The following is a 22,705-nucleotide window of genomic DNA, read 5'->3' as shown; positions in this document are numbered from 1 at the left end:
TACTTCCGCCCAGTACGGCCGATGCGATCCCTTTGACCGGGATGCGCATCATCGGCATTTTCGCACACACACGTCCGGATTCATGCTGCCCCGAGCGGGCCACCGGACCCCGGAAGGAGCGTCATGGCCAACTCTTCCCGTGCACCCGGACGGTCGAGGCGACTGCGCGCCGCGCTCGTCGTCTCGGCTGCCGTCGGCCTGCTCGCCACCGCGGGCGCCGTGGTCCTGCCCGGCAGCGCCAGCGCCGCGAGCACCCTCGGTGCCTCCGCAGCCGAACGCGGTCGTTACTTCGGCACCGCAGTCGCGGTGAGCAGGCTCAACGACTCGGCATACACGACCATCCTGAACCGCGAGTTCAACCAGGTCACCGCCGAGAACGAGATGAAGATCGACGCGCTCCAGCCGAACCAGGGGCAGTTCAACTACGGCAACGCCGACCGGCTGGTCCAGCACGCCCGCAGCCAGAACATGCTGGTCCGCGGACACACCCTGGCGTGGCACTCGCAGCAGCCGGGCTGGATGCAGAACATGTCCGGCACCACCCTGCGCAACGCGATGCTCAACCACGTGACCCAGGTCGCCACCCACTTCCGGGGCCAGATCGAGTGGTGGGACGTGGTCAACGAGGCGTTCGCCGACGGCGGCAGCGGCGCGCGGCGCGACTCGAACCTCCAGCGCACCGGCAACGACTGGATCGAGGCGGCCTTCCGGGCCGCTCGGCAGGCCGACCCGAACGCCGACCTGTGCTACAACGACTACAACATCGACAACTGGAACGACGCCAAGACCCAGGCCGTCTACCGGATGGTCCAGGACTTCAAGAGCCGCGGCGTGCCGATCGACTGCGTCGGCCTGCAGTCGCACTTCACCGGCGGTTCGAACTACCCGAGCAACTACCGCACCACGCTGTCCAGCTTCGCCGCCCTCGGCGTCGACGTGCACATCACCGAGCTGGACATCCGCAACGCCCCGACCGACGCGTACCGCAACGTGGTGAACGACTGCCTCGCCGTCGCGCGCTGCAAGGGCATCACCGTGTGGGGCATCCGCGACTCCGACTCGTGGCGCTCCAGCGAGAACCCGCTGCTGTTCAACGGCAGTGGTCAGAAGAAGCCGGCGTACGATGCGGTGCTGACCGCGCTGAACAACGGGACCCCGCCGCCCACCGGCAACCCGACGACCCCGCCGCCCACCGGCAACCCGACCACCCCGCCGCCCGGTGGTGGCTGCACCGCGACGGTGACGCCCGGCCAGGTCTGGGGTGACCGCTACAACACCTCCGTGACGGTCAGTGGCGCCAGCACCTGGTCGGTGGTCGTCGCCATCACCCCGCCGCAGCGGATCTCCACCACCTGGAGCGGCAGCCCCACCTGGGACAGCAGCGGCAACGTGATGACGATGCGCTCCAACGGCAGCGGCAACACGTTCGGCTTCACCACGATGATGAACGGCAACTCCAGCGCCCGTCCGCAGATCAGGTCCTGCACGGCGGGCTGACCGAGCCTGGCCACACCGGCCGTGCGGGGCTTGCCCCCGCACGGCCGGTGTTCGTTCATCCTGGACGGTGCCCTGCGGAGCGCGAGCGATTCATTGACGACCGTCTGGCTGTCGTCGTACCGTCGCAGCGTCAGCCATCGATGATGGGCAGGGCGACCGAGCCGGCGCCGTGTCTGCCGGGCGGCTTCTCGGGCACGGTCGCCGGGCGAGATGGGCCGCGGTGGCCGGGACCAGCGCCCCCGGCGCGATCCGGGCCACGCACATGCCGCTGCCGGCTGCCGCCTCCGTACGCGATCACGAACCGCACGTCGGATCCGCCGCCGTCGTGACCGCGAACAGTCCTGGCCGCCCACGTGGCGGCCGGGATTGAAGGAGGACCAATGGTGAAACGTACCCGCCTCACCCTGCTCGCCGCCGTGGTGGCCAGCACGGTCGTGACCGCCGCCGTCGGGGTCGCGGTCGCACACGCCGCGACCGTCGCCTGCGCGGTGCGATACGCGGTCTCCGCCCAGTGGCCGGGCGGCTTCAACGCCGACGTGACCATCACCAACCTCGGTGACCCGGTGACATCGTGGCGCCTGACCTGGGCGTACGGCGCAGGGCAGCGGGTCACGCAGGCGTGGAACGCCACCGTGACCCAGGATCTCGCGCAGGTGACCGCGGCGAACATGTCGTACAACGGGGCGATCGGCCTCAACGGCACCGCGAACTTCGGTTTCAGCGGCTCGTGGAGCGGCAGCAACCCGGTGCCGACCGCGTTCGCGCTCAACGGGGTGACCTGCATCGGCTCCGGCAACCCCGGTCCGACGCCGACGCCGACCCGCACCACGCCCCCGCCGGTGCCCGACTATCCCCCCACCGGCCGGTTGTGCGACAGCGACGATCTGATCGAGATCGGCAAGTACTGGATCCCCAACAACCAGTGGGGCGGCACCGGATCCACCGGCAGCCAGTGCATCTGGTCCAACGGAGGCCCGGGTGACCCCATCTACTGGGGGACCAGCTACACCTGGAGCGGCGACCCGAGCAGCGTCAAGTCGTACGCGGCGGCGATCCTCGGCTGGCACTGGGGTTGGCGGCGACCGAACACCGGGCTGCCGGTGCAGCTCTCCGCGAACCGTGCCGTCAACACGAATTGGCGCTTCAACGTCACCTCCGACGGTGCCTCGAACATGAACGTCGCGTACGACATGTGGTTCCACCCGATGGCCAACCCGGATTCGGCGGACCAGCCCACCGACGAGCTGATGATCTGGCTCTACCGTTCCAACGCGTCGCCGGCCGGCAGCCACCAGGGCACCGTCACCATCGCGGGTACCACCTGGGAGGTGTGGCGTGGCTACGTGGGCACCTGGAACGTCTACTCCTACGTACGGACCAGCAACACCACAAGCGCGACGCTCAACATCCGCGACTTCACCGACGACGTGGTGTCCCGGGGTTGGATGAGCCGCTCGAAGTACCTGACCAGCGTCCAGGCGGGACCGGAGATCTTCACCGGCAGCGGCGAGGTCAACACGACGTTGTACCAGGTCACCGTCGGCTGACCCGGCCGCAGTTCTGATCGAAGGACGTCATTGACCATTACCGTAAACACTCTTTAAGATTTGGCTGCCTCGAGGAACCCAGCACCCGTACGCCACAGCCGGTCATCGGCGGCTCCACAGCGACCGGCCGTGGCGGCACGGCACCCTCACCTGCCACGGGAAGGTCCTCGATGTCCTCACCACGTCCCCGGCCGCGCTCGGCCCTTGCCGCCGGTCTGCTCGCGCTGGTCACCGCCGGCGCCACCCTCGCCGTCGCCCCGACCGCCGCGCAGGCGGTGGTCCTGCCCGACAACTTCAAGAGCGTGGGCTACCTGCCGTCCTGGACCGGCAACGTCAACTCGGTCCAGTACCAGAAGCTCACCCACATCAACTACGCCTTCGTGCTGCCCAACAGCAACGGCACGCTGCGCCCGGTGGAGAACCCGAGCAAGCTCACCTCCCTGGTGTCGCTGGCCCGGGCGAACAACGTCAAGGTCTCCATCGCCATCGGCGGCTGGAACGACGGTGACGACAGCGCCTTCGAGGCCCTCGCGGCCAACGCCGGCACCCGCACCACGTTCGTCAACAGCGTGGTCAACTTCGTGAACCAGTACGGCCTCGACGGCGTCGACATGGACTGGGAGTACCCGGACCCGGGTGCCTCGGCCAACAACTTCAGCCTGCTGATGTCTCAGCTCAGCAACGCGCTGCGCCCGCAGGGCAAGCTGCTCACCGCAGCTGTCGTCGCAGAGGGCTACTACCGCGACGGCGTACCGACGTCGGTCTTCAACCACGTCGACTTCCTCAACATCATGGCGTACGACGGCGGTAGCCCACACGCCAACTACGACTGGTCGATAAACGCGGTGAACGGTTGGAAGGCTCGGGGCCTGCCGGCCAGCAAGGCGATCCTCGGGGTGCCCTTCTACAGCCGACCGGGCTACTACACCTACACCCAACTGGTCGGCATGGACCCGGCCAACGCCAACCGGGACTGCACCACCGTAGGCGGCGCTCAGCAGTGCTACAACGGCGTACCGACGGTCAAGCGCAAGACCCAGTGGGCGATGGCAAATGCCGGCGGCATGATGAACTGGGAGCTGACCCAGGACACCGGTGGCTCGACGTCGCTGGTCAGCGCGATCTACGACACCGTGATGGGCGGCTCCCCGCCGCCGACCGGCCGGACCGGTCAGATCACCGGCATCGCCGGCAAGTGCGTCGACGTCGCCGCCGCGGCCACCGCCAATGGCACCGCCATCCAGCTCTACACCTGCAACGGCACCAACGCGCAGCGGTGGACCGTGGCCGGCGACGGCAGCCTGCGTGCCCTCGGCAAGTGCCTGGACGTGACAAGCGCCGGCACCGCCAACGGCACCCCGATCCAGCTGTGGGACTGCAACGGCACCGGTGCCCAGGTCTGGCAGGCACAGTCCAACGGCACGCTGCGCAACCCGGTGTCGAACAGGTGCCTCGACGCCACCGGCAACAGTTCCGCCGACGGCACCCGGCTGCAGATCTGGGACTGCTTCGGCGGCGCCAACCAGGTCTGGCGCCTGCCGGCCTGAGGCACCGCGAGTTCCGACCGGTGGCCGGCCTCGTGAGGCGCAGGCCGGCCGCCCTCGGCAGTCACTTCCTGTGACGGTAGTCGGATCGCCGCGATTGTTGACGGAACGTGAGGTCATCACCGAGTCCCGGGCCTGCCCTCAGCCGCCTTTGCTCTGCTTCAACCGACGCACAGGTAGCTGAGCAGCGATGTTGCGGGGGTGAGGATCAGTGCGTAAGTCCACGTCCGACACCCAGGGTGAGCATTGCGTGGGTTGAAGCAGAGCAAAGGCGGCGAGGGGGTATTGGGGTGGGGCGGCGAGCGGTAACTGATCGTGATGGATGGTGAATGGTCCGCAGGGGGTCATCCAGCGATTGAGGCTGGCCCACGGCGGGGCCGATCAGGCGGCGGTGGGCGGCGGGGCTGGTTGGGCGGGGGCCGACCAGAAGCTGCGGCTGGCGGGGCTGGCGGAGGGGCGGCGTCCAGCGACGGTGGGGGCAGCGAGCGACCCGGGGAGCGGCGGCAGGGGCGGTCGACCTAGGTGGTCAGCATGCTCCTGGTCTGGGCAAGACCGCCGACCAGTTCCCGCAGCGCCGCGACGATCGCCGCTTCGAGTTCCGGCTGTAGCCGACTGGCCGGCACCGAGACGCTCACCGCGTCGACCGCCGGGCTCGCCAACGGTACGGCCATCGCGACGCAGCGGATGCCCTCGGCGTTCTCCTCGCGGTCGACGGCGTGGCCGGTGGTCCGCACCGCTGCCAGGGCGGTGTACAGGGCCTCGGGGTCGGTGACCGTGTGTTGGGTGAGGCGGGCCAGCGGCCAGGTCAGCATCCGGTCGACGTCGGTGTCCGGATGTTCGGCCAGTAGAGCCTTGCCCAGCGCGGTGGCGTGCGCCGGTAGCCGGCGGCCGATCGCGCTGTACAGCCGTAGCCGGTGAACCGACTCCCGTTTGGCGAGGTAGACGACCTGGTCGCCGTCGAGTCGGCCGAGATGCACGGCTTCGCCGAAGCGACGGGACAACTCGTCCAGCACACCGGACAGCAGGCCGACCTGGTCGTCCCCGTCCAGGTAGGCGGCACCGACCCGCAACGCCCGCAGACCGAGGCGGAACCGGTTGCCGCTCTCGTCGGTCTGTACCCAGCCGCGGCCGACAAGCGTGCGCAGCAGGCCGTGCAGGCTGCTCTTCGGTATGCCGAGGGCGCGCGCCAGGTCGGCCAGCGCCCAGGGCTGTGGCCGCTCGGCGAGCAGTTCGAGCAGGTCGAGGGTGCGTCCGGCCGACTTCACGGGCTGGAATTCCTCGGGCACGGTGGGCACGCGGCCACTCTAGCGAAGGGCGTACGTCTCCAGTAAGGTCACGTACGTGACCAACGTTCATGCTTTTGAACAACTGCTCGTCGGTCGGGTGCTGCCGGTGGTGGTGCTCGACGACGTGCGGCACGCCGGGCCGCTCGGTGACGCCCTGGTCAAGGGTGGTCTGACCGCCGTCGAGGTGACCCTGCGTACCGCCGCCGGGCTGGACGCCATCGCGGCGCTCGCCGCCCGGGGTGACCTGACCGTCGGAGCCGGCACGGTGCTCACCGTCGAGCAGGCCGAGCGGGCGATCGAGGCCGGCGCCCGGTTCGTGGTCACCCCCGGCTTCGCACCGGCCGTGGTCCGCGCCTGCCAACAGGCCGGCGTGCCGGTGGTGCCCGGGGCCGCCACCGCCACCGAGATTCAGATGGCCCTCGACGCCGGCCTGAACGTGGTCAAGTTCTTCCCCGCCCAGCAGCTCGGCGGCGCCGCGATGATCAAGGCTCTCGCGGCACCCTTCCGCGACGTCCGGTTCATCCCCACCGGCGGCATCACCGCCGAGGTGATCGCCGGCTACCTGGCCCTGCCGGCGGTCCTGGCGGTCGGGGCGAGCTGGATGGTCGCGGCCGACCTGATCGCCGGCGAGCAGTGGGACGAGATCACCGCCCGTACCCGGGCGGCACTGGCATCGGCCGGGGGTGCGGCGTGAGCGCAGTGAAACCTCGGCCGAAGGCCGACTGCCACTACGACCTGGTCTCGCTCGGCGAGGTCATGCTGCGGCTCGACCCGGGTGAGGGCCGGGTCCGCACTGCCCGCCAGTTCCGGGTCTGGGAGGGCGGCGGCGAATACAACGTGGCCCGGGGCCTGCGCCGCTGCTTCGGCCTGCGGACCGGGATCGTCACCGCGTTCGCCCGCAACGAGGTCGGCCTGCTGCTGGAGGATCTGATCCTTCAGGGCGGTGTCGACACCAGCCTCGTCACCTGGCTGCCGTACGACGGGATCGGCCGCACCGTCCGCAACGGACTGAACTTCACCGAGCGTGGCTTCGGGGTACGCGGTGCGGTCGGCACCTCCGACCGGGGCCACTCCGCCGCCAGCCAGCTGAAGCCGGACGACGTCGACTGGGACCACCTCTTCGGCACGCTCGGGGCACGGTGGCTGCACACCGGCGGCATCTACGCCGCCCTGTCCGACACGGCCGCGCAGACCGCCGAGGCGGCGATGACCGCCGCCCGTCGGCACGGCACCCTCGTCTCGTACGACCTGAACTACCGCCCCAGCCTCTGGAAGGCCGTCGGCGGCCAGGACCGCGCGCGGGAGGTGAACACCCGGCTCGCCGGTCTGGTCGACGTGATGATCGGCAACGAGGAGGACTTCACCGCCTGCCTGGGCTTCCCGGTGCCGGACACCGACATCCACAGCGGTGCGCTGGACGCCGGCAACTTCAAGGCGATGATCGAGGCGGTGGTGCGGGCGTACCCCAACTTCAAGGTGGTGGCGACCACCCTGCGTGGGGTACGCAGCGCGACAGTGAACGACTGGGGTGCCGTGGCCTGGGCCGGCGGCGCGTTCGCCGAGGCCACCCACCGAAGCGGCCTGGAGATCCTGGACCGGGTCGGTGGCGGCGACAGCTTCGCCTCCGGGCTGATCTACGGCCTGCTCGAACGCGACGGCGATCTGGCTCTCGCGGTGGAGTACGGTGCCGCGCACGGTGCGCTGGCGATGACCACGCCAGGCGACACGTCGATGGCCAGCCTGGCCGAGGTGGAGGCGCTGGTGCGTGGGGCCGGCGCCCGCGTGCAACGCTGACCCGTCGCTTCGGAGCACCATTCGTGTTCGGTTGGCGTCAGTGCGGAAATTGACACACATGTTGTGGCGCCGGCCGGGCGTCCGAACGATGAGTGGCATGAGTGACAAGTCATTCGATTGACCGACCTCCCGGAGAGGAGTGCCGGTCATGCCGGACGAATTCATCATGGGCGTACCCGAGGAACTTCGCTTCGACGTCATCGAGCTGCTGCCCCCGGAAGCGCTCGCCCGCATCGCGAAGGAACCGTATTCCTACGGGCTCCTTCAGGAGTACTTCCAGAAGGTCGATGTCTACTTCGTCGACGTGCCCCGCGATGTGGCGGATCGGACGTCGGTCGAGGAACTGATCAACGGACTCCGGAACAATCTGTACTTCCGTGGGCCCGCCAACGAAAAGCTGAACAAACTGTTCTACAAGACGCTCATCAGGCTGCCGATCGGGGTGCCCCGGCCGAACGGCGGTGAGCGTGGCGACCAGGTGGAATTCGTGGCTGCCTGCGTCAGTGGCGGAATCCCGCGAAGCTCCGACGCGATCAACCGCCGGGAGGCGCTCGAGGAGTTCACGAAGACCGCCATCCGCCTGAACCTCTTCTCGTACTCCGACACGGGCGAGCGGTATCCGGACCAGGACCTGTCGAGGGTCATCGATGCCTGGGCCAGCGGCACGATCGTGTATCTGTTCAACCCGGAGCACCCCGGCGACTAGCCTGCTGGCAGGTCCAGCGGGCGGTGGACGCCGCACCGGGACCGGACCGGTCCGCTCAGGAGAGCAGATCGGTCCGGGCGGCACCGGTGGCCGGGTCGAACGGGTAGGACAGGTGCTGGTGCACCAGCTGCCAGCCGCCGTCGCGTCGGGCGAAGACCCGGGTACCGCGCGACCAGCTCTCGACGGTCTCGTCACCGGGTGGGGTAACCCGTACCCGGTTCATGCCCCAGGACACGGCGAGATCGCCGTCGACCACGAGCGTCTGGTCGGGCACCTCCCAGCTCACCGAGCCACCGCCCGATGCGTCGAGGCCGGCCTGGCAGATCTCACGTACCGCCGGTTTGCCGACATACCGCAGCGGCGCCTCGTGCTCGTACGACACGACGTCGGCGGCGATCGGCTCCATCAGGGCGTCGAGGTCCTTGGCCGCCGTCGCCGCGAACCACCGCTCGTGCAGCTCGTGCAGCTCCTTCTCGTCGGCGGCGGAGTTCCGGTCGGCCACCGGGTCGAGGGCGAACGAATGATGCTCGTGGGTGACCACCCAGCGACCGTCGTCACGGCGTAGGCCCAGGGTGAGGCGCAACCGCCGGTCAGGCACCTCGGCCAGGTTCGCCGGCGTGCCACAGCGCAGCAGGGCGTACGCGAACGCCACGTCGTCGCCGGCGGTGACCTCCAGCGACTCGATGTCGAACGACGCACCCTGGGCCTGCCAGCGGAAGAACGGCGGCCAGGTCTGCCGGTACGCGTCGAGGCCACGAACTCCCTGCTGCGGCGGCGGCACGTCGAACATCACAATGTCCTCGGCGTGGTCGGCGAGCACTGTGGCGAGGTCGCCCTCGTGTACCGCCCTGGCCCAGCGTTCGATCAGTTCGCGGATCTGTTCGTCATGGATGGTCATGCTCGGCTCGGTCCTTCCGGGTGTCGGTCCGTCACCCCTACAACCCCGGCCGGGACGCGAACTCACCGCTGGGTGGTCAACTCGTCTTCGAAAAGTCGGGCGGGCAGGCCGAACTCCGGGAACGGAGCGTCGAGGAAGGAGACCACCTCGGTGACCCGGCCACCATCCAGCGTCAGCAGATCCAGACCGGTCGGCCGGTAGCCTGCCTGGGCGTCGTCCCAGAGGTAGGTGCCGAACGCCAGCTGCCCGTTCGCCGAGGCCGGCAGAAACCGCCAGCGGTGTGACAGCGCCACCTCGGCGAGAAACCCGCGGATCGCGGCGCGGCCCTGGTACCAGACCCGTAACGGCGGCATCGAGTACCGCGCGTCCTCGGTCAACATCGCCACCAGGGTCTCGACGTCACCGGTCTCCCAGGCTGCCGCGTACCGCCGGGCGAGATCGCGCTGCGCCGGGTCGCCGAGCGTGCCGAGGGTCTGGTGCTGGGTCTGGTCCGGCAGCAGGCCGGCGAGCACCGCACGGGCCCGCCGCAACGCACTGTTGACCGCCACGACCGTGGTGTCCAGCAGGCCGGCGACCTCGCGGGCCGGGTAGCCGAGCACGTCACGCAGCAGCAGGACCGCGCGTTGCCGGGCCGACAGGTGTTGCAGCGCGGCGACGAACGCCAGCTCGACGCTCTCCCGGGCGATCACCCGGGCCGCCGGGTCCAGCTGGTCGGCCCAGGCCATCAGCCGATCCGGGTACGGCTCCAACCAGGCCACCTCGGTCGGCGCAGCCGGGCCGGCGTGCAGGTCGGTGGGCAGTTCCCGACGCCGTCGCCGCCCGATCAGCGTCAACGCCCGGTTCGTCGCGATCCGGTACAGCCAGGGCCGGACCCCGGCGTAGTCGTCGAGGCGGTCCAGAGCGCGCCAGGCCCGGTCCAGCGTGTCCTGTACGACGTCCTCCGCGTCGTGCAGCGAGCCCAGCATCCGGTAGCAGTGCGCCCGCAACTCGTCCCGCAGCGGCCCGACGAGACGACCGAACGCCTCACCATCGCCGGCCCGCGCCGCCGCCAGCAGCTCCGCGTCCGACCCGTCCGCCCGGCGCGGTCGCTGCCCGGGCGTTCGATCCAGCTCCACACCGGCACGGTACGCCGCCGAGCCTCGGTGTGTCGGTCACTCAACCTGCCGGGTGCCGGACCCGGGCTGGCTCGATCGTGCGACGATGCGCCGTGTGTTGATCGCTGCTGGCCAGTCGCGACCGGCGGGCCGGTCCGTCGGTTGGGTCGTCGGCATCCCGGCTCGGCCGAGGGCACGGTGGGCCGGGCCGGGTGGATCGGGTGGGCAGCCGTGCGTCTGGTGACCCGGCGGCCCGCGTGGCAGCGACGTGGCGACCGGTTTCGGCACCCCGCGCAGATGATCGCCGTGGGGTTCGCCGGTGCGATCGCGGTGGGCACCGGCCTGCTGTCCCTGCCCTGGGCAACCCGATCGGGAGATCCCCCCGACCTGGTGGACGCGCTGTTCACCGCCACCTCGGCGGTGTGTGTCACCGGCCTGGTCACGGTCGACACCGGCAGCTACTGGTCCGGCTTCGGGCAGGCGGTCATCCTGCTGCTCATCCAGATCGGCGGCCTCGGGATCATGACCCTGGCCACGCTGTTCACCGTGCTGCTGTCGCGTCGGCTCGGGCTACGTGCCCGCTTCCTCGCCCAGGCGGAAACCAAGAGCCTCAACCTGGGCGACGTACGCGGCGTGGTGCGTCGCATCGTCGTGTTCAGCCTGGTCAGCGAGGCCGTGGTGGCCACGCTGCTCACCATCCGGTTCGCCACCACGTACCAGCGCCCGTTCGGCGCCGCGCTCTACGAGGGCGTCTTCCACGCGATCTCGGCGTTCAACAACGCCGGCTTCTCCACCTACTCCGACAGCCTGATGGGGTACGTGACCGATCCCTGGATCACCCTGACCGTCACGGCGGCGGTCATTCTCGGCGGCCTCGGGTTCCCGGTCGTGTTCGAACTGTTCCGCACCTGGCGCCGCCCGGCGTACTGGTCGGTGACGACCCGGATAACCGTCGCCCTCACCGTCGCGCTGCTGGCCTTCGGTACGGTGGTCTTCACCCTCGTCGAGTACGCGAACCCGGGCACCTTCGGCCCGCTCGGCGGTCCGCAGAAGGTGCTCGCCGGGTTCTTCGCCGCCGCGATGACCCGTACCGCCGGTTTCAACAACGTCGACATCGGTGCGATGCGTCCGGAGAGTCTGCTCGCCAGCGACGTGCTGATGTTCATCGGTGGTGGCAGCGCGGGCACGGCCGGTGGCATCAAGGTCACCACCTTCGGGCTGCTCGCCTTCGTCCTGTGGTCCGAGATGCGGGGCGAAACCCAGGTGAACGTCGGCCACCGCCGGATCCCGGCCAGCAACCAGCGGCAGGCCCTCGCGATCGTCCTGCTCAGCGCCGGTGCGGTGGCCGTGGCCACCTTCATCCTCCTGGCCATGACCCCCTACCGGCTCGACGCGGTGCTGTTCGAGGTGGTGTCGGCCTTCGGCACCGTCGGCCTGTCCACCGGCATCACCGGTGACCTGCCGCCGCAGGCCGACGTGTTGCTCGTACTGCTGATGTTCGCCGGCCGGATCGGACCGCTCACGTTGGCCTCCGCGCTGGCGTTGCGGGACCGTAACCGGCGTTTCGAGCTACCCGAGGAGAGGACGATCGTTGGCTGACATCCGTAACGAGCCGGTCGTCGTGATCGGTCTGGGCCGCTTCGGCAGCGCGCTGGCGCTTGAACTGGCCAAGCGGGGCACCGAGGTGCTCGGCATCGACAACCAGCCGAAGACCGTGCAGAGCATGGTCGGGCAGCTCCCGCATGTGATCACCGCCGACTCGACCGACATCGAGGCGCTGCGGCAACTCGGCGTGGGCGACTTCCATCGGGCGGTGGTGGCGATCGGCACCGACATCCAGGCCAGCATCCTGACGACCAGCCTGCTCGCCGAACTCGGCATCCCCGACATCTGGGCCAAGGCGATCAGCGGGCAGCACCGCAACATCCTGACCCGGGTCGGCGCCCATCACGTCATCGCACCCGAGCATGACATGGGTGAACGCACCGCCCACCTGCTCACCGGCCGCATTCTCGACTACGTGGAGGTGGACGCGGACTTCGCCGTCATCAAGACCAAGCCGCCGGGCGACGTGGTCGGCATGCCACTGCGTGAGTCCCGGCTACGCAGCCGGTGGGGGGTGACGGTGGTGGCGGTTAAGCCGGAGGCGGCCGTCGGCGGACGACGGCCCGGTTTCACCCACGCCACCCCCGACACCGTGCTGAGCTACGGAGATCTGATCCTGGTGGTCGGCCCGGTCGACAACGTCGAGAGATTCGCCGCCGTCGAGTGACGCGGACCGACCACGAGTCGTGTTGGCGACGCGACCGGCTTTTGCCAGGGATTGTCGGATGCGATCGTTATCATCACCCGTCGTGACAGCTCAGCTGAACGACATGCCGGCCAACGTGTGGGACGTCTTCCCGGACGGGGCTGCCCGCTCTCGGACGATGCCCGTGCCGCTGCCGCCCGGCCGGACGGTCCGCGGCGACGGGGGTGACGCCGACCGGCCGACGCTCTGGCTCAGCGACGGCCCGGCTCCGGCCGGGCTGTGGTCGCGGTTGCACGCGGCGCACCCGCAGTCGGGGTTGTGGCCGTTGCTGCTGGACGGCTACGACGGTGCGCCGACGCGACCCTGGGACGACGGCGAGTTCTGGCCCGAGCGCAGCTCGTCGCCCACCACTCATGATCCGGAGCGGCTGCTCGCCGGCTGGTGGGCCGACCAGACGACCCCCTACGACGGTGACGACGAGCTGTCCAACGAGCGGCGGGCCGCCGTGACCGCCCCGTACGGGCGGGACTGGCCGGGGCTGGCATCGCCCGGCGAGCCGTGGACGGCCCCGGATCGGCACGCGGACCACTGGGCCGAGCAGCTGTCGCTGGCCCAACCGGCGATGCGCCTCGGCCTGGTCCCGGCCGAGCGGGGCAGCGACGCCCTGGCCGTCCTCGGCTGGCTGGGCGCGGTCAACCACACGAACGATCCCGGCCGGCTGTCGGCCGTGCTGCGCAGCTGGGAAGACCGGTTCGGGGTCCGGGTGATCGGGATCGGCTTCGCCGAGCTGTATCTGAGCGTCGCCGCGCCGCCGGAGGAGACCACCGAGGCGCTGCGGGTGGCCGCCGAGCACTTCGCCTTCTGCCCCGACAACGTCTGGCAGGGGCAGCGACCGTGCACCCTGGCCGCGTACGCCGAACGTATCGTCGACGCGCCGACCTGGGCGTTCTGGTGGGACTGACCCGGGTGGTCCTCAGTGGGCGGGTTCGCCCGGACCGGGCAGCGTGAGCGTCACCAGGAAGGCGGCGTGGTCGGTGGTCCGTTCCATGCTGACCGACCTGGTCGCTTCGATCCGCAGGTCCGCCGTGGCCATGAACTGCTGCACTCCGCCGTCGTGCCGGTGGCGGTAGTCCGCTGGTACGCAGGACCGCACGTCGGGTGTGCCGCCGTGCCGCAGGTTGAGGTCGCCGCTGACCATGGTGGGCCGGTAGCGGGCCTCGGCGTGCAACTGCGGGATCGCCGTGCCGACCAGGTGCGCGCACTGGGCGAGGGCCAGGGTCGAGCTGGTGTACGCCAGGTGGGTGGTGCAGGCGAGGAACGCGGTGTGCGCCGCTACGCAGAGCCAGGCTCGCTGCTCGGGGTCCGCCGGGTCCTGTGCCGGGTAGATCCCGGCGTGCACCTCGTGGTCCTCGGCGGGCGCCGCGCTGTGCGTCAGCACCCCGACGCCGTACTGCTGCCCGTTGACGCAGCGGTACGGCTCGCCGGTGCGACCGTTTCGCGCCGGCTGGAAGGCGGCGACCACCGTGCCGGCGTGCACCTCTCTCATCACCCGTTCCAGGGTGTCCACGTCGCCGGAGCAGATCTCGTTGAGGGTGACGACGTCGGGGGCCTCGGCCCGGATCACCTCGGCGGCCCGGGCCACCGCGCGACCCGTGTAGCACCCGGTGGCCATGCCGCTGTTGCACAGGTTCAGCTGGAGTACGCGCAGCGGTGCCGGTGCGACCGGTGCCACCACCGAGCAGCCGGCCAGCAGCGCGGCGACGGAGACCAGGGCGGCGGCCACAAGTGGCCGTGCGCCTGTCGGACGAGAAACCATGCACCAGCCCTGGGCTCGCGGAGGGGCTGAAAGTGTATCCGTACCGGGCGGGACCGAGGTCAGGTCCGCAACGGGTACGGGATGAAGGTGCTGCGGTTCTCGTCCACGTCCAGCTGCCGGCTGATCGGTGGCGCGGCCCGCTGCGGGCAGGTCATCCGCTCGCAGGTCTTGCAGCCCGGCCCGATCGGCGTCGCCGCCTCGGCCGCGTGCAGGTCCATTCCGGTGGAGTAGACCAGCCGGCTGGCGTGCCGCACCTCGCAGCCCAGCCCGATGGCGTACACCTTGCCGGGTTGGCCGTAGCCGCCGTGGTGGCGGGTGATGGTGCGGGCGATCCACAGGTAACGCTGCCCGTCCGGCATGGCGGCGACCTGGGTCACCACCCGTCCCGGTGCGCCGAACGCGTCGTAGACCGTCCACAACGGACAGGTGCCGCCGGTGCGGGAGAACGGAAAGCCGGTGGCCGACTGGCGTTTCGACATGTTGCCGGCCCGGTCGACCCGGACGAAGGAGAACGGCACGCCGCGCGCCCGGGGCCGCTGCAACGTGCTGAGCCGGTGGCAGACCGTCTCCCAGCCCATCGCGTAGTGCTGGGTGAGCAGGTCGATGTCGTACCGGCGCTGCTCGGCGGCGGCCAGGAAGTGCTCGTACGGCAGGACCAGCGCCGCCGCGAAGTAGTTGGCCAGGCCGACCCGGGTGAGGATCTGGGTCTGCACGTCGTCGAACTCCTCCGACTCGACGATCTCGTCGATGACGTCGGCGAACTCCAGCAGCGCGATCTGCGCCGCCATCCGCATCGCCTCCTGCCCGGCGCGCAGCGACGTGGACAGGTGCAGGGTGCGGGTCTGTGGGCGGTACCGGTGCAGCTCACCGCCGAGCGCGGCGGCGTCCTCCCGGGTGACCTGCACGCCGTGCCGCTGCGCCAGCCGGTCGCGGAGCAGGGCGCGGACCTCGCCGCGGCGCAACCCCATCCGCCCGGCCAGCCGCTCGGCCTCCTCGTCGAGATCCGGCACGTAGTTCTGCCGCCGGTAGAAGAACTCGGTGACCTGGTCGTGCGGGCTGCGGCCGATCCGCTCGCGGTCTCCGACCAGCTCGGCGAGCTGCTCGTCGGCCTGCTGATAGCGACGGTGCAGCTCGATGACCGCCGCGGCCACCTCCGGCAGCCGGGTGGCCAGTTCGGTGAGCTCGGTCAGGCCGGCGCGTCCGGGCAGCGCCTCGCGCAACCCGGCGACCAGCCGAGGGGTGTCGTGCGCGGCGAACACCGTCGGGTCGACACCGAACAGCTCGGTGATGCGTAACAGCACCGGCACGGTAAGTGGTCGGCTGTCGTGCTCGATCTGGTTCAGATAGCTCGGGGAGATGCTGAGGTGCCGGGCCAGCTCCGTCTGGCTCAGCCCGCGCTCCTCACGCATCCGGCGCAGCCGCGCGCCGGCGAACGTCCTGGCGACCGCCCTCACCTCCCTGCTCCGGCGACCGGTCCGGCCACATTAGCACTGCTGCGAATAGCCGCTTTCACAACTTTGCAGAATCGCCCGTCGACTTTTCAATAATTGGCTTTTTCCGTCCCTCGACCGCTTCCGGCCTGCCATGTGACCGTTGGCTGCACACCCGGCGGCCCGGCGTCTCGCGCAGCGTCACCAGGTGACGACGGAATTCGAAGGGAATGAGAAACGATGGTTACCGCGGTCGAGCAGTTGCAGCACGAATGGGACACCAACCCTCGCTGGCGAGGTGTGCGACGCAGCTACCGCGCCGAGGACGTGGTGCGGTTGCGTGGCGCGATCCAGGAGGAGCACACCCTGGCCCGGCACGGTGCGAACCGGCTGTGGCGGCTGCTGAACAGTGAGGACTACATCCACGCCCTCGGTGCCCTCACCGGCAACCAGGCGGTGCAGATGGTCCGGGCCGGGCTGAAGGCGATCTACCTCTCCGGCTGGCAGGTGGCCGCCGACGCGAACCTGGCCGGACACACCTACCCCGACCAGAGCCTGTACCCGGCCAACTCGGTGCCCGCGGTGGTGCGTCGGATCAACAACGCCCTGCTGCGCGCGGCGCAGATCACCACCGCAGAGGGTGACCCGTCCGGTATCGACTGGCTGGCGCCGATCGTCGCCGACGCCGAGGCCGGCTTCGGTGGGGTGCTCAATGCGTACGAGCTGATGAACGCGATGATCGCGGCCGGGGCCGCCGGGGTGCACTGGGAGGACCAGCTCGCCAGCGAGAAGAAGTGCGGCCACCTCGGTGGGAAGGTGCTCATCCCCACCGGCCAGCACATCCGCACCCTGGAGGCGGCACGGCTGGCCGCCGACGTGGCGGGCGTGCCGTCGGTGGTCATCGCCCGCACCGACGCCCAGGCCGCCACCCTGCTCACCACCGACGTCGACGAGCGGGACCAGCCGTTCGTCACCGGCGAGCGCACCGCGGAGGGCTTCTACCGGGTCCGCAACGGCGTCGAGCCGTGCATCGCCCGTGGCCTGGCGTACGCGCCGCACGCCGACCTGCTCTGGATGGAGACCAGCACCCCGGACCTGGAGGTCGCCCGCCGCTTCGCCGAGGCGATCAAGGACGAGTACCCGGACCAGCTGCTCGCCTACAACTGCTCGCCGTCGTTCAACTGGCGCAAGCACCTCGACGACGCCACCATCGCCAAGTTCCAGCGGGAACTCGGCCACATGGGGTACAAGTTCCAGTTCATCACCCTGGCCGGCTTCCACGCCCTCAACTACTCGATGTTCGACCTGGCCCGGGGCTACGCGGCCGACGGCATGTCGGCGTACGTGTCGCTGCAGGAGCGGGAGTTCGCGGCCGAGCCGGCCGGCTACACCGCGGTCAAGCACCAGCGCGAGGTGGGTACCGGTTACTTCGACCTGATCAGCACGGTGCTCAACCCGGCCGCCGAGACCACCGCGCTGCGCGGCTCCACCGAAGAGGAGCAGTTCGCATGAGGTACGAGATCATCGGCCCGATGGCCGAACGCTTCGACGAGGTCCTCACCGGCGAGGCGCTGGACTTCCTGGTCGCGCTGGACAGCGAGTTCGCCGCCCGCCGGGTGGCCCTGCTGGACACCCGCCGTGCCCGTCGCGACCGCTACGCCACCGGCCAGCTGCCCGACTTCCTGCCGGAGACCGCCGCGGTCCGCGACGACCCGACCTGGCAGGTGGCGGCGCCCGCACCCGGGTTGGAGGACCGGAGAGTCGAGATCACCGGGCCGCCGGACCGCAAGATGACCATCAACGCGTTGAACTCCGGCGCCAAGGTGTGGCTGGCCGACTTCGAGGACGCCACCGCACCGACCTGGCACAACGTCATCGGTGGTCAGCTCAACCTGATCGACGCCCTGGACCGCCGGATCGACTTCACCGACGCGCGCGGCAAGCGGTACGCGCTCGGCGACGACCTGGCCACGATCGTGGTCCGGCCGCGCGGTTGGCACCTGGTGGAGAAGGGGATCGTGGTCGACGGCCGACCGATCTCGGCCAGCCTGGTCGACTTCGGGCTGTACCTGTTCCACTGCGCCCGTCGCCAGCTCGACGCCGGCAAGGGCCCGTACTTCTACCTGCCGAAGCTGGAGAGCCACCGCGAGGCCCGGCTGTGGAACGACATCTTCGTCTTCGCCCAGCGCTACCTCGGGCTGCCCCAGGGCACCATCCGGGCCACCACGCTGATCGAGACGATCACCGCCGCGTTCGAGATGGAGGAGATCCTCTACGAGCTGCGCGAGCACTCGGCCGGCCTGAACGCCGGGCGGTGGGACTACATCTTCAGCATCATCAAGAACTTCGGCCAGTGGCCGGACTTCGTGCTGCCGGACCGCGCCGAGGTGACGATGACCGTGCCGTTCATGCGCGCGTACACCGAACTGCTGGTGCGGACCTGTCACCGGCGTGGCGCGCACGCGATCGGCGGGATGGCCGCCTTCGTCCCGGCCCGCGACCCGCAGGTCAACGAGATGGCGCTGAGCAAGGTGCGGGCGGACAAGCAGCGCGAGGCCGGCGACGGCTTCGACGGCTCCTGGGTCGCCCACCCGGGCCTGGTGCAGACCTGCCGGGAGGTCTTCGACGGGGTGCTGGGCGAGCGCCCGAACCAGCTCGACCGGCGCCGCGACGAGGTGACGGTGACCGCCGCCGAGCTGCTCTCGGTGGACAAGACCCCGGGGCAGGTCACCGAGGCGGGGGTGCGGGCCAACGTCGCGGTGGCGTTGCGCTACATCGACGCCTGGCTCGGCGGCGCGGGCGCGGTGGCGCTGTGGAACCTGATGGAGGACGCGGCCACCGCCGAGATCGCCCGCTGCCAGGTGTGGCAGTGGCTGCACCACGGCACCCCGCTGGCCGGCGGGGGATCGGTCACCGAGGAACTGGTGCGGTCGATGCTCGACCAGGAGCTGGCCGCGGTGACCGAGGGGCGTGCGGACGCCGAGCGGGAACGCGCCGAGCAGGCCGCGCGGATCGTCGAGGAGACCGCCCTCGGTGAGGACCTGCCGGCGTTCTTCACCACCAGCGCGTACGCCCGGCACCTGCGGCCCACCCGGGAGCCGGCCCTGGCGGCCGCCTAGGTCCTGGTCGCGGTCCCTGGCCGGCTGCGGCCCGGCCAGGGACCGCGGCGGGCACCCGGCACGACAACCAGCCGTGGTGGCCATTACCCTCCGTATCCGCCGTCCCGCCCCGCACCTGCCACCCCGCTCGCTTTGCTCTGCTTCAACCCACGCAACGGTGACACGATGTGACTGACCCTCGGCCGGGCTGACTTGATCGGCGCGGGGGATGCCCAGCTCAGTTGCGCTTGCGTTGGTTGAAGCAGAGCAAAGCACGGAAGGGGGAGGTGGTCAGGTGCGCGCGGCCGTCGCGGACAGTGACGGTTCCGCAGCGAGAGTGCCGTTACTCAAGGTGAGGTGTCAGCCGTCGATCCGGGTGATGTTGCGGATCTTGTTGGACGCGTCCAGGGCGGCCACCTTGTACGCCTCGGCCAGCGTCGGGTAGTTGAACACCGTGTCGACCAGGTAGTCCACCGTGCCGCCGCAGCCCATCACCGTCTGCCCGATGTGCACGATCTCGGTGGCGCCGGTGCCGAAGACGTGCACGCCGAGCAGCCGGCCGTCCTCCGGCGAGACGAGCAGCTTCAACATGCCGTACGAGTCACCCACGATCTGGCCGCGCGCCAGTTCGCGGTAGCGGGCGATGCCCACCTCGAACGGCGTTGCGCTGTCGGTCAGCTCCTCCTCGGTCTTCCCGACGAAACTGATCTCCGGGATGGTGTAGATGCCGATCGGCTGCAACTCGTGCATCGGGCGGTCCGGCTCGCCGCAGGCGTGCTGCGCGGCCAACCGCCCCTGCTCCATCGACGTCGAGGCCAGCGCCGGGAAACCGATGACGTCACCGACGGCGTAGATGTTCCCCACCGTGGTGCGGTAGTTCGCGTCGACCTCGATGCGGCCGCGCCGGTCCGCGGTCAACCCCGCCGCGGCCAGGTCCAGCCCGTCGGTCTGGCCCTGCCGGCCGGCCGAGTACATGACCGTGTCCGCGACGATCTTCTTGCCGCTCTTGAGGACACACAACGCGGCGGTCTGGTGCTTCTCGACCGCGGCCACCTCCTCGCCGAAGCGGAACGTCACCGACAGGTCCCGAAGGTGGAACTTCAGCGACTCGACGACCTCCTCGTCGCAGAAGTCGAGCATCCGCTCGCGTCGTTCGACCACGGTGACCTTCGTGCCGAGCGCGGCGAACATCGAGGCGTACTCCATGCCGATGACGCCGGCGCCGACCACGACCATGCTGCGAGGTACGGCCTGGAGGTTGATCACGCCGTCGGAGTCCACGATGGTCCGGTCGTCGAAGTCGACGCTCTCGGGGCGCGCCGGCCGGGTGCCGGCGGCGATGATGGCCTTGTCGAAGGTGACCTTGGACTCGCGACCGGAGTCGCCGTCGACCCATACCGAGTGGGCGTCGGCGAACCGCCCGGTACCGGTGATGATCGCGACCCGGTTGCGGGCCAGTTGGTTACGGATGACGTCGGTCTGCCGGTTGATGACGTGCTGGGTCCGGGCAGCCAGGTCGCTGACCGTGATCTCGTCCTTGACCCGGTAGCTGCTGCCGTAGAGGTCTCGCTGGCTGAGGCCGGTCAGGTAGAGCACCGCCTCGCGGAGGGTCTTGGACGGCACGGTGCCGGTGTTGATGCACACCCCGCCGAGCATGTCGCGCCGCTCCACCAGGCCGACCCGCCGACCGAGCTTCGCCGCGGCGATGGCGGCCTTCTGACCGCTGGGCCCGGAGCCCAGCACCAACAGGTCGTAGTCATACACGATCACCAGCGTCGCAAGATGTCGCGGCCAGCACCAGACCTGTCGCGTAGGCGGCAGGTGACGTTAACCAGGTTGGAACAAACGCGGTGCCTGCGTGGTGCCGTCGACGGCGTCGGCCATCAGGCCCAGCACCGCGCGGTTGGCGAGCGGGCCGACCGTGCCCTGCTCGCCGCGCCGGGCCGGTCAGCCGAGCGCACGCAGCCGGGCGGCGAGGGTGTCCTGGAAGAAGTCGAGGAAGCCGTCCGGGTCCGGGCCGGCGTTCTGCAGCACCACGTGGTCGAAGCCCGCGTCGACGTACGTCCGCACCGCCTGGACGTGCACGTCCGGGTCGGGACCGACGGCGAACTGCTGCCGGATGTCGTTCTCGGTGACGGTGCGCGAGGCCGCGTCGAAGTTCACCGGGTTCGGCAGTTCGCTCATCACCTTCCAGCCGGTGACCGCCCAGCGGCTGGTCTCCCAGGCCGCGCGTACGGCCTGCGCCTCGTCGGGTGCCCAGGCGAGCGAAACCTCGGCGTAGCGCGGGCCCTGCCCGCCGAGCCGCTGGTAGGTCTGTACGAGTTCGGCCTCGGGCTCGGTGGCGAACAGGCCGTCGCCGAGTTCCGCGGCGATGGTCGCGGACACCTCACCACTGGCGGCGACGGCGATGACGGGCAGTTCCTCCGGCAGGTCGAACACCCGGGCGTCGTCCAACTGGAGGTGCTTTCCCTCGTACGAGCGGTAGCCGCCGGACCAGAGCAGCCGGATGATCTCCAGCGCCTCGCGGAGCCGCTCGTGTCGCCCCCGTGCCCCGGGGAAGCCCTGGCCGACGATGTGTTCGTTGAGGCGTTCGCCCGCACCGACGCCGAGGGTGAACCGGTTGTCCGAGACCAGGGCGAGCGTGGCGGCGGCCTGCGCGATGATCGCCGGGTGGTACCGCACGCTTGGGCAGGTGACCCCGGTCGCCAGTTCGATCCGGTCGGTCCGGGCGGCTATCGCCCCGAGCACGGTCCAGGTGAACGACGAGTGGCCCTGGCTGTCCAACCAGGGGTGGAAGTGGTCGCTCATCTCGACGAAGTCGAACCCCACCTGCTCGGCGCGCACCGCCTGCCGAATGATCTCGTTCGGCCCGAAGCCCTCGCTGGACAGCTTGTACCCGATCCGCATCAGATCTCCCGATATGAACCCTGCCGGTCCCTGCCACCTTTGCACTAGTCCGCCCGTCCGGAGGGCTAATCCTGGGACATCGCGGGGTGCTCATAGGTCAGCACCACTTTCACGGCTGAGGCGGGTCGAACACCGCATCGAAACCCGTCGTGCCGTCCGAGACACCCGTGTTGCTCCCCGGGCGGACCAGGCCGGTCTCGTACGCCAGGATCACCAGCTGGACCCGGTCCCGGACGCCGAGTTTGGTGATGGCCCGGCTGATGTGGGTCTTCGCGGTCAACGGGCTGATCACCAGCCGGCGAGCGATGTCCTCGTTGGACAACCCGGTCGCGACGAGTCGCAGCACGTCACGTTCCCGGTCGGTGAGCACCGCGAGCCGGGCACCACCATCGCCGCTGGTGACCGGGCGGTGGGCGAACTGTGCCACGACCCGGCGAGTGACGCTTGGCGACAGCAGCGCCTCGCCTGCGGCGACCACCCGCACGGCGGTGCGCAATTCGTCCGGGTCCACCTCCTTCGTGAGGAAGCCGCTCGCGCCGGCCGCGAGCGCGGCGAACACGTACTCGTCGGTCTCGAACGTGGTGAGGATGACGACGCGACAGTCGGGTAGCCGTGGATCGGCGATGATCTGCCGGGTCGCCGTGATGCCATCCAGGCCGGGCATCCGGATGTCCATGAGGACGACGTCCGGCCGCGTCGCCCGTGCGGCGCGCACCGCTTCGTCGCCGGTCGACGCCTCCCCGACCACGGTGATACCCCGGTCACGTTTCAGCAGGCTACGAAAGCCGGCGCGGACCAGTTGCTGGTCGTCGGCGATCAGCACCGAGACAGCCATCG

19 protein-coding genes are annotated in these 22,705 nt (G+C 70.0%); 11 read left to right on the top strand and 8 right to left on the bottom strand.

The window, feature by feature from the left end:
- The first annotated feature begins 123 nt into the window (after positions 1-123).
- The 3 genes from KBX00_RS04405 to KBX00_RS04395 all read left to right on the top strand — a co-directional run bounded on the left by KBX00_RS04405 (position 124) and on the right by KBX00_RS04395 (position 4,591).
- The gene (locus tag KBX00_RS04405) at positions 124-1,497 is read left to right on the top strand and encodes an endo-1,4-beta-xylanase (RefSeq protein WP_210823422.1); all 1,374 of its coding nucleotides are present in this window, start codon (positions 124-126) and stop codon (positions 1,495-1,497) included.
- A gap of 380 nt (positions 1,498-1,877) precedes the next feature.
- Positions 1,878-3,044 carry a cellulose binding domain-containing protein gene (locus tag KBX00_RS04400; protein ID WP_210823420.1) on the top strand — a complete coding sequence of 389 codons (1,167 nt, stop codon included), beginning with the start codon at positions 1,878-1,880 and terminating at the stop codon, positions 3,042-3,044.
- Positions 3,045-3,214: 170 nt separating this feature from the next.
- Positions 3,215-4,591 carry a glycosyl hydrolase family 18 protein gene (locus KBX00_RS04395; RefSeq protein WP_210823418.1) on the top strand — a complete coding sequence of 459 codons (1,377 nt, stop codon included), beginning with the start codon at positions 3,215-3,217 and terminating at the stop codon, positions 4,589-4,591.
- A gap of 515 nt (positions 4,592-5,106) precedes the next feature.
- Here KBX00_RS04395 and KBX00_RS29610 read toward each other — a convergent pair.
- On the bottom strand, positions 5,107-5,883 hold the full coding sequence (locus tag KBX00_RS29610) for an IclR family transcriptional regulator (protein ID WP_210823416.1): 777 nt from the start codon (positions 5,881-5,883) through the stop codon (positions 5,107-5,109).
- Between the two features lie 46 nt (positions 5,884-5,929).
- On the opposite strand from KBX00_RS29610, the gene eda reads away from it, so the two are divergent.
- The 3 genes from eda to KBX00_RS04375 all read left to right on the top strand — a co-directional run bounded on the left by eda (position 5,930) and on the right by KBX00_RS04375 (position 8,374).
- Positions 5,930-6,568: a bifunctional 4-hydroxy-2-oxoglutarate aldolase/2-dehydro-3-deoxy-phosphogluconate aldolase gene (gene eda / locus KBX00_RS04385; RefSeq protein WP_210823414.1), complete on the top strand. Its 639-nt coding sequence runs from the start codon at positions 5,930-5,932 to the stop codon at positions 6,566-6,568.
- Positions 6,565-7,668: a sugar kinase gene (locus tag KBX00_RS04380; RefSeq protein ID WP_307868051.1), complete on the top strand. Its 1,104-nt coding sequence runs from the start codon at positions 6,565-6,567 to the stop codon at positions 7,666-7,668. The genes eda and KBX00_RS04380 overlap by 4 nt, the downstream gene beginning before the upstream one ends.
- 148 nt (positions 7,669-7,816) lie before the next feature.
- The gene (locus KBX00_RS04375) at positions 7,817-8,374 is read left to right on the top strand and encodes a hypothetical protein (RefSeq protein WP_210823412.1); all 558 of its coding nucleotides are present in this window, start codon (positions 7,817-7,819) and stop codon (positions 8,372-8,374) included.
- A 55-nt stretch (positions 8,375-8,429) separates the two neighbouring features.
- Here KBX00_RS04375 and KBX00_RS04370 read toward each other — a convergent pair whose 3' ends face one another.
- The gene (locus KBX00_RS04370) at positions 8,430-9,272 is read right to left on the bottom strand and encodes an SgcJ/EcaC family oxidoreductase (RefSeq protein WP_210823410.1); all 843 of its coding nucleotides are present in this window, start codon (positions 9,270-9,272) and stop codon (positions 8,430-8,432) included.
- Between the two features lie 62 nt (positions 9,273-9,334).
- Positions 9,335-10,324, bottom strand: coding sequence for a sigma-70 family RNA polymerase sigma factor (locus KBX00_RS04365; RefSeq protein ID WP_210823672.1), 990 nt, complete (start codon positions 10,322-10,324; stop codon positions 9,335-9,337).
- Positions 10,325-10,663: 339 nt separating this feature from the next.
- On the opposite strand from KBX00_RS04365, the gene KBX00_RS04360 reads away from it, so the two are divergent.
- From KBX00_RS04360 to KBX00_RS29605, 3 genes are all read left to right on the top strand, one after another.
- Positions 10,664-11,965, top strand: coding sequence for a TrkH family potassium uptake protein (locus tag KBX00_RS04360; protein WP_210823409.1), 1,302 nt, complete (start codon positions 10,664-10,666; stop codon positions 11,963-11,965).
- Positions 11,958-12,638, top strand: a complete 681-nt coding sequence (locus KBX00_RS04355) for a TrkA family potassium uptake protein (RefSeq protein ID WP_210823406.1) — start codon at positions 11,958-11,960, stop codon at positions 12,636-12,638. The genes KBX00_RS04360 and KBX00_RS04355 overlap by 8 nt, the downstream gene beginning before the upstream one ends.
- A gap of 82 nt (positions 12,639-12,720) precedes the next feature.
- Positions 12,721-13,578 carry a DUF4253 domain-containing protein gene (locus KBX00_RS29605; RefSeq protein WP_210823405.1) on the top strand — a complete coding sequence of 286 codons (858 nt, stop codon included), beginning with the start codon at positions 12,721-12,723 and terminating at the stop codon, positions 13,576-13,578.
- A 12-nt stretch (positions 13,579-13,590) separates the two neighbouring features.
- Here KBX00_RS29605 and KBX00_RS04345 read toward each other — a convergent pair whose 3' ends face one another.
- A complete protein-coding gene (locus KBX00_RS04345) occupies positions 13,591-14,433 on the bottom strand; it encodes an endonuclease/exonuclease/phosphatase family protein (protein ID WP_210823403.1) in 843 nt (280 codons plus the stop codon).
- Positions 14,434-14,492: 59 nt separating this feature from the next.
- Positions 14,493-15,887 (bottom strand): short-chain fatty acyl-CoA regulator family protein, encoded by a 1,395-nt coding sequence (locus tag KBX00_RS04340; protein ID WP_210823401.1) that lies wholly within the window; start codon positions 15,885-15,887, stop codon positions 14,493-14,495.
- Positions 15,888-16,103: 216 nt separating this feature from the next.
- Between KBX00_RS04340 and aceA the strand changes: the two genes are divergently transcribed.
- Positions 16,104-17,375: an isocitrate lyase gene (aceA, locus tag KBX00_RS04335; protein WP_210823399.1), complete on the top strand. Its 1,272-nt coding sequence runs from the start codon at positions 16,104-16,106 to the stop codon at positions 17,373-17,375.
- A complete protein-coding gene (gene aceB, locus KBX00_RS04330; RefSeq protein WP_210823397.1) occupies positions 17,372-18,982 on the top strand; it encodes a malate synthase A in 1,611 nt (536 codons plus the stop codon). The genes aceA and aceB overlap by 4 nt, the downstream gene beginning before the upstream one ends.
- Positions 18,983-19,321: 339 nt before the next feature.
- Here the strand turns inward: aceB and sthA are convergent, their stop codons facing one another.
- The 3 genes from sthA to KBX00_RS04315 all read right to left on the bottom strand — a co-directional run bounded on the left by sthA (position 19,322) and on the right by KBX00_RS04315 (position 22,703).
- Positions 19,322-20,725: a Si-specific NAD(P)(+) transhydrogenase gene (sthA, locus tag KBX00_RS04325; RefSeq protein WP_210823395.1), complete on the bottom strand. Its 1,404-nt coding sequence runs from the start codon at positions 20,723-20,725 to the stop codon at positions 19,322-19,324.
- 183 nt (positions 20,726-20,908) lie between these two features.
- Positions 20,909-21,868: a TIGR03557 family F420-dependent LLM class oxidoreductase gene (locus KBX00_RS04320; protein WP_210823393.1), complete on the bottom strand. Its 960-nt coding sequence runs from the start codon at positions 21,866-21,868 to the stop codon at positions 20,909-20,911.
- A 109-nt stretch (positions 21,869-21,977) separates the two neighbouring features.
- Entirely contained in the window at positions 21,978-22,703 is a 726-nt protein-coding gene (locus KBX00_RS04315; RefSeq protein ID WP_210823670.1) for a response regulator transcription factor, read from the bottom strand.
- Between the last annotated feature and the right edge of the window lie 2 nt (positions 22,704-22,705).

It is taken from the genome of Micromonospora sp. C95 (assembly GCF_018070465.1).
Classification (GTDB): Bacteria; Actinomycetota; Actinomycetes; order Mycobacteriales; family Micromonosporaceae; genus Micromonospora.
This window is presented reverse-complemented; position numbering and strand designations above follow the sequence as displayed.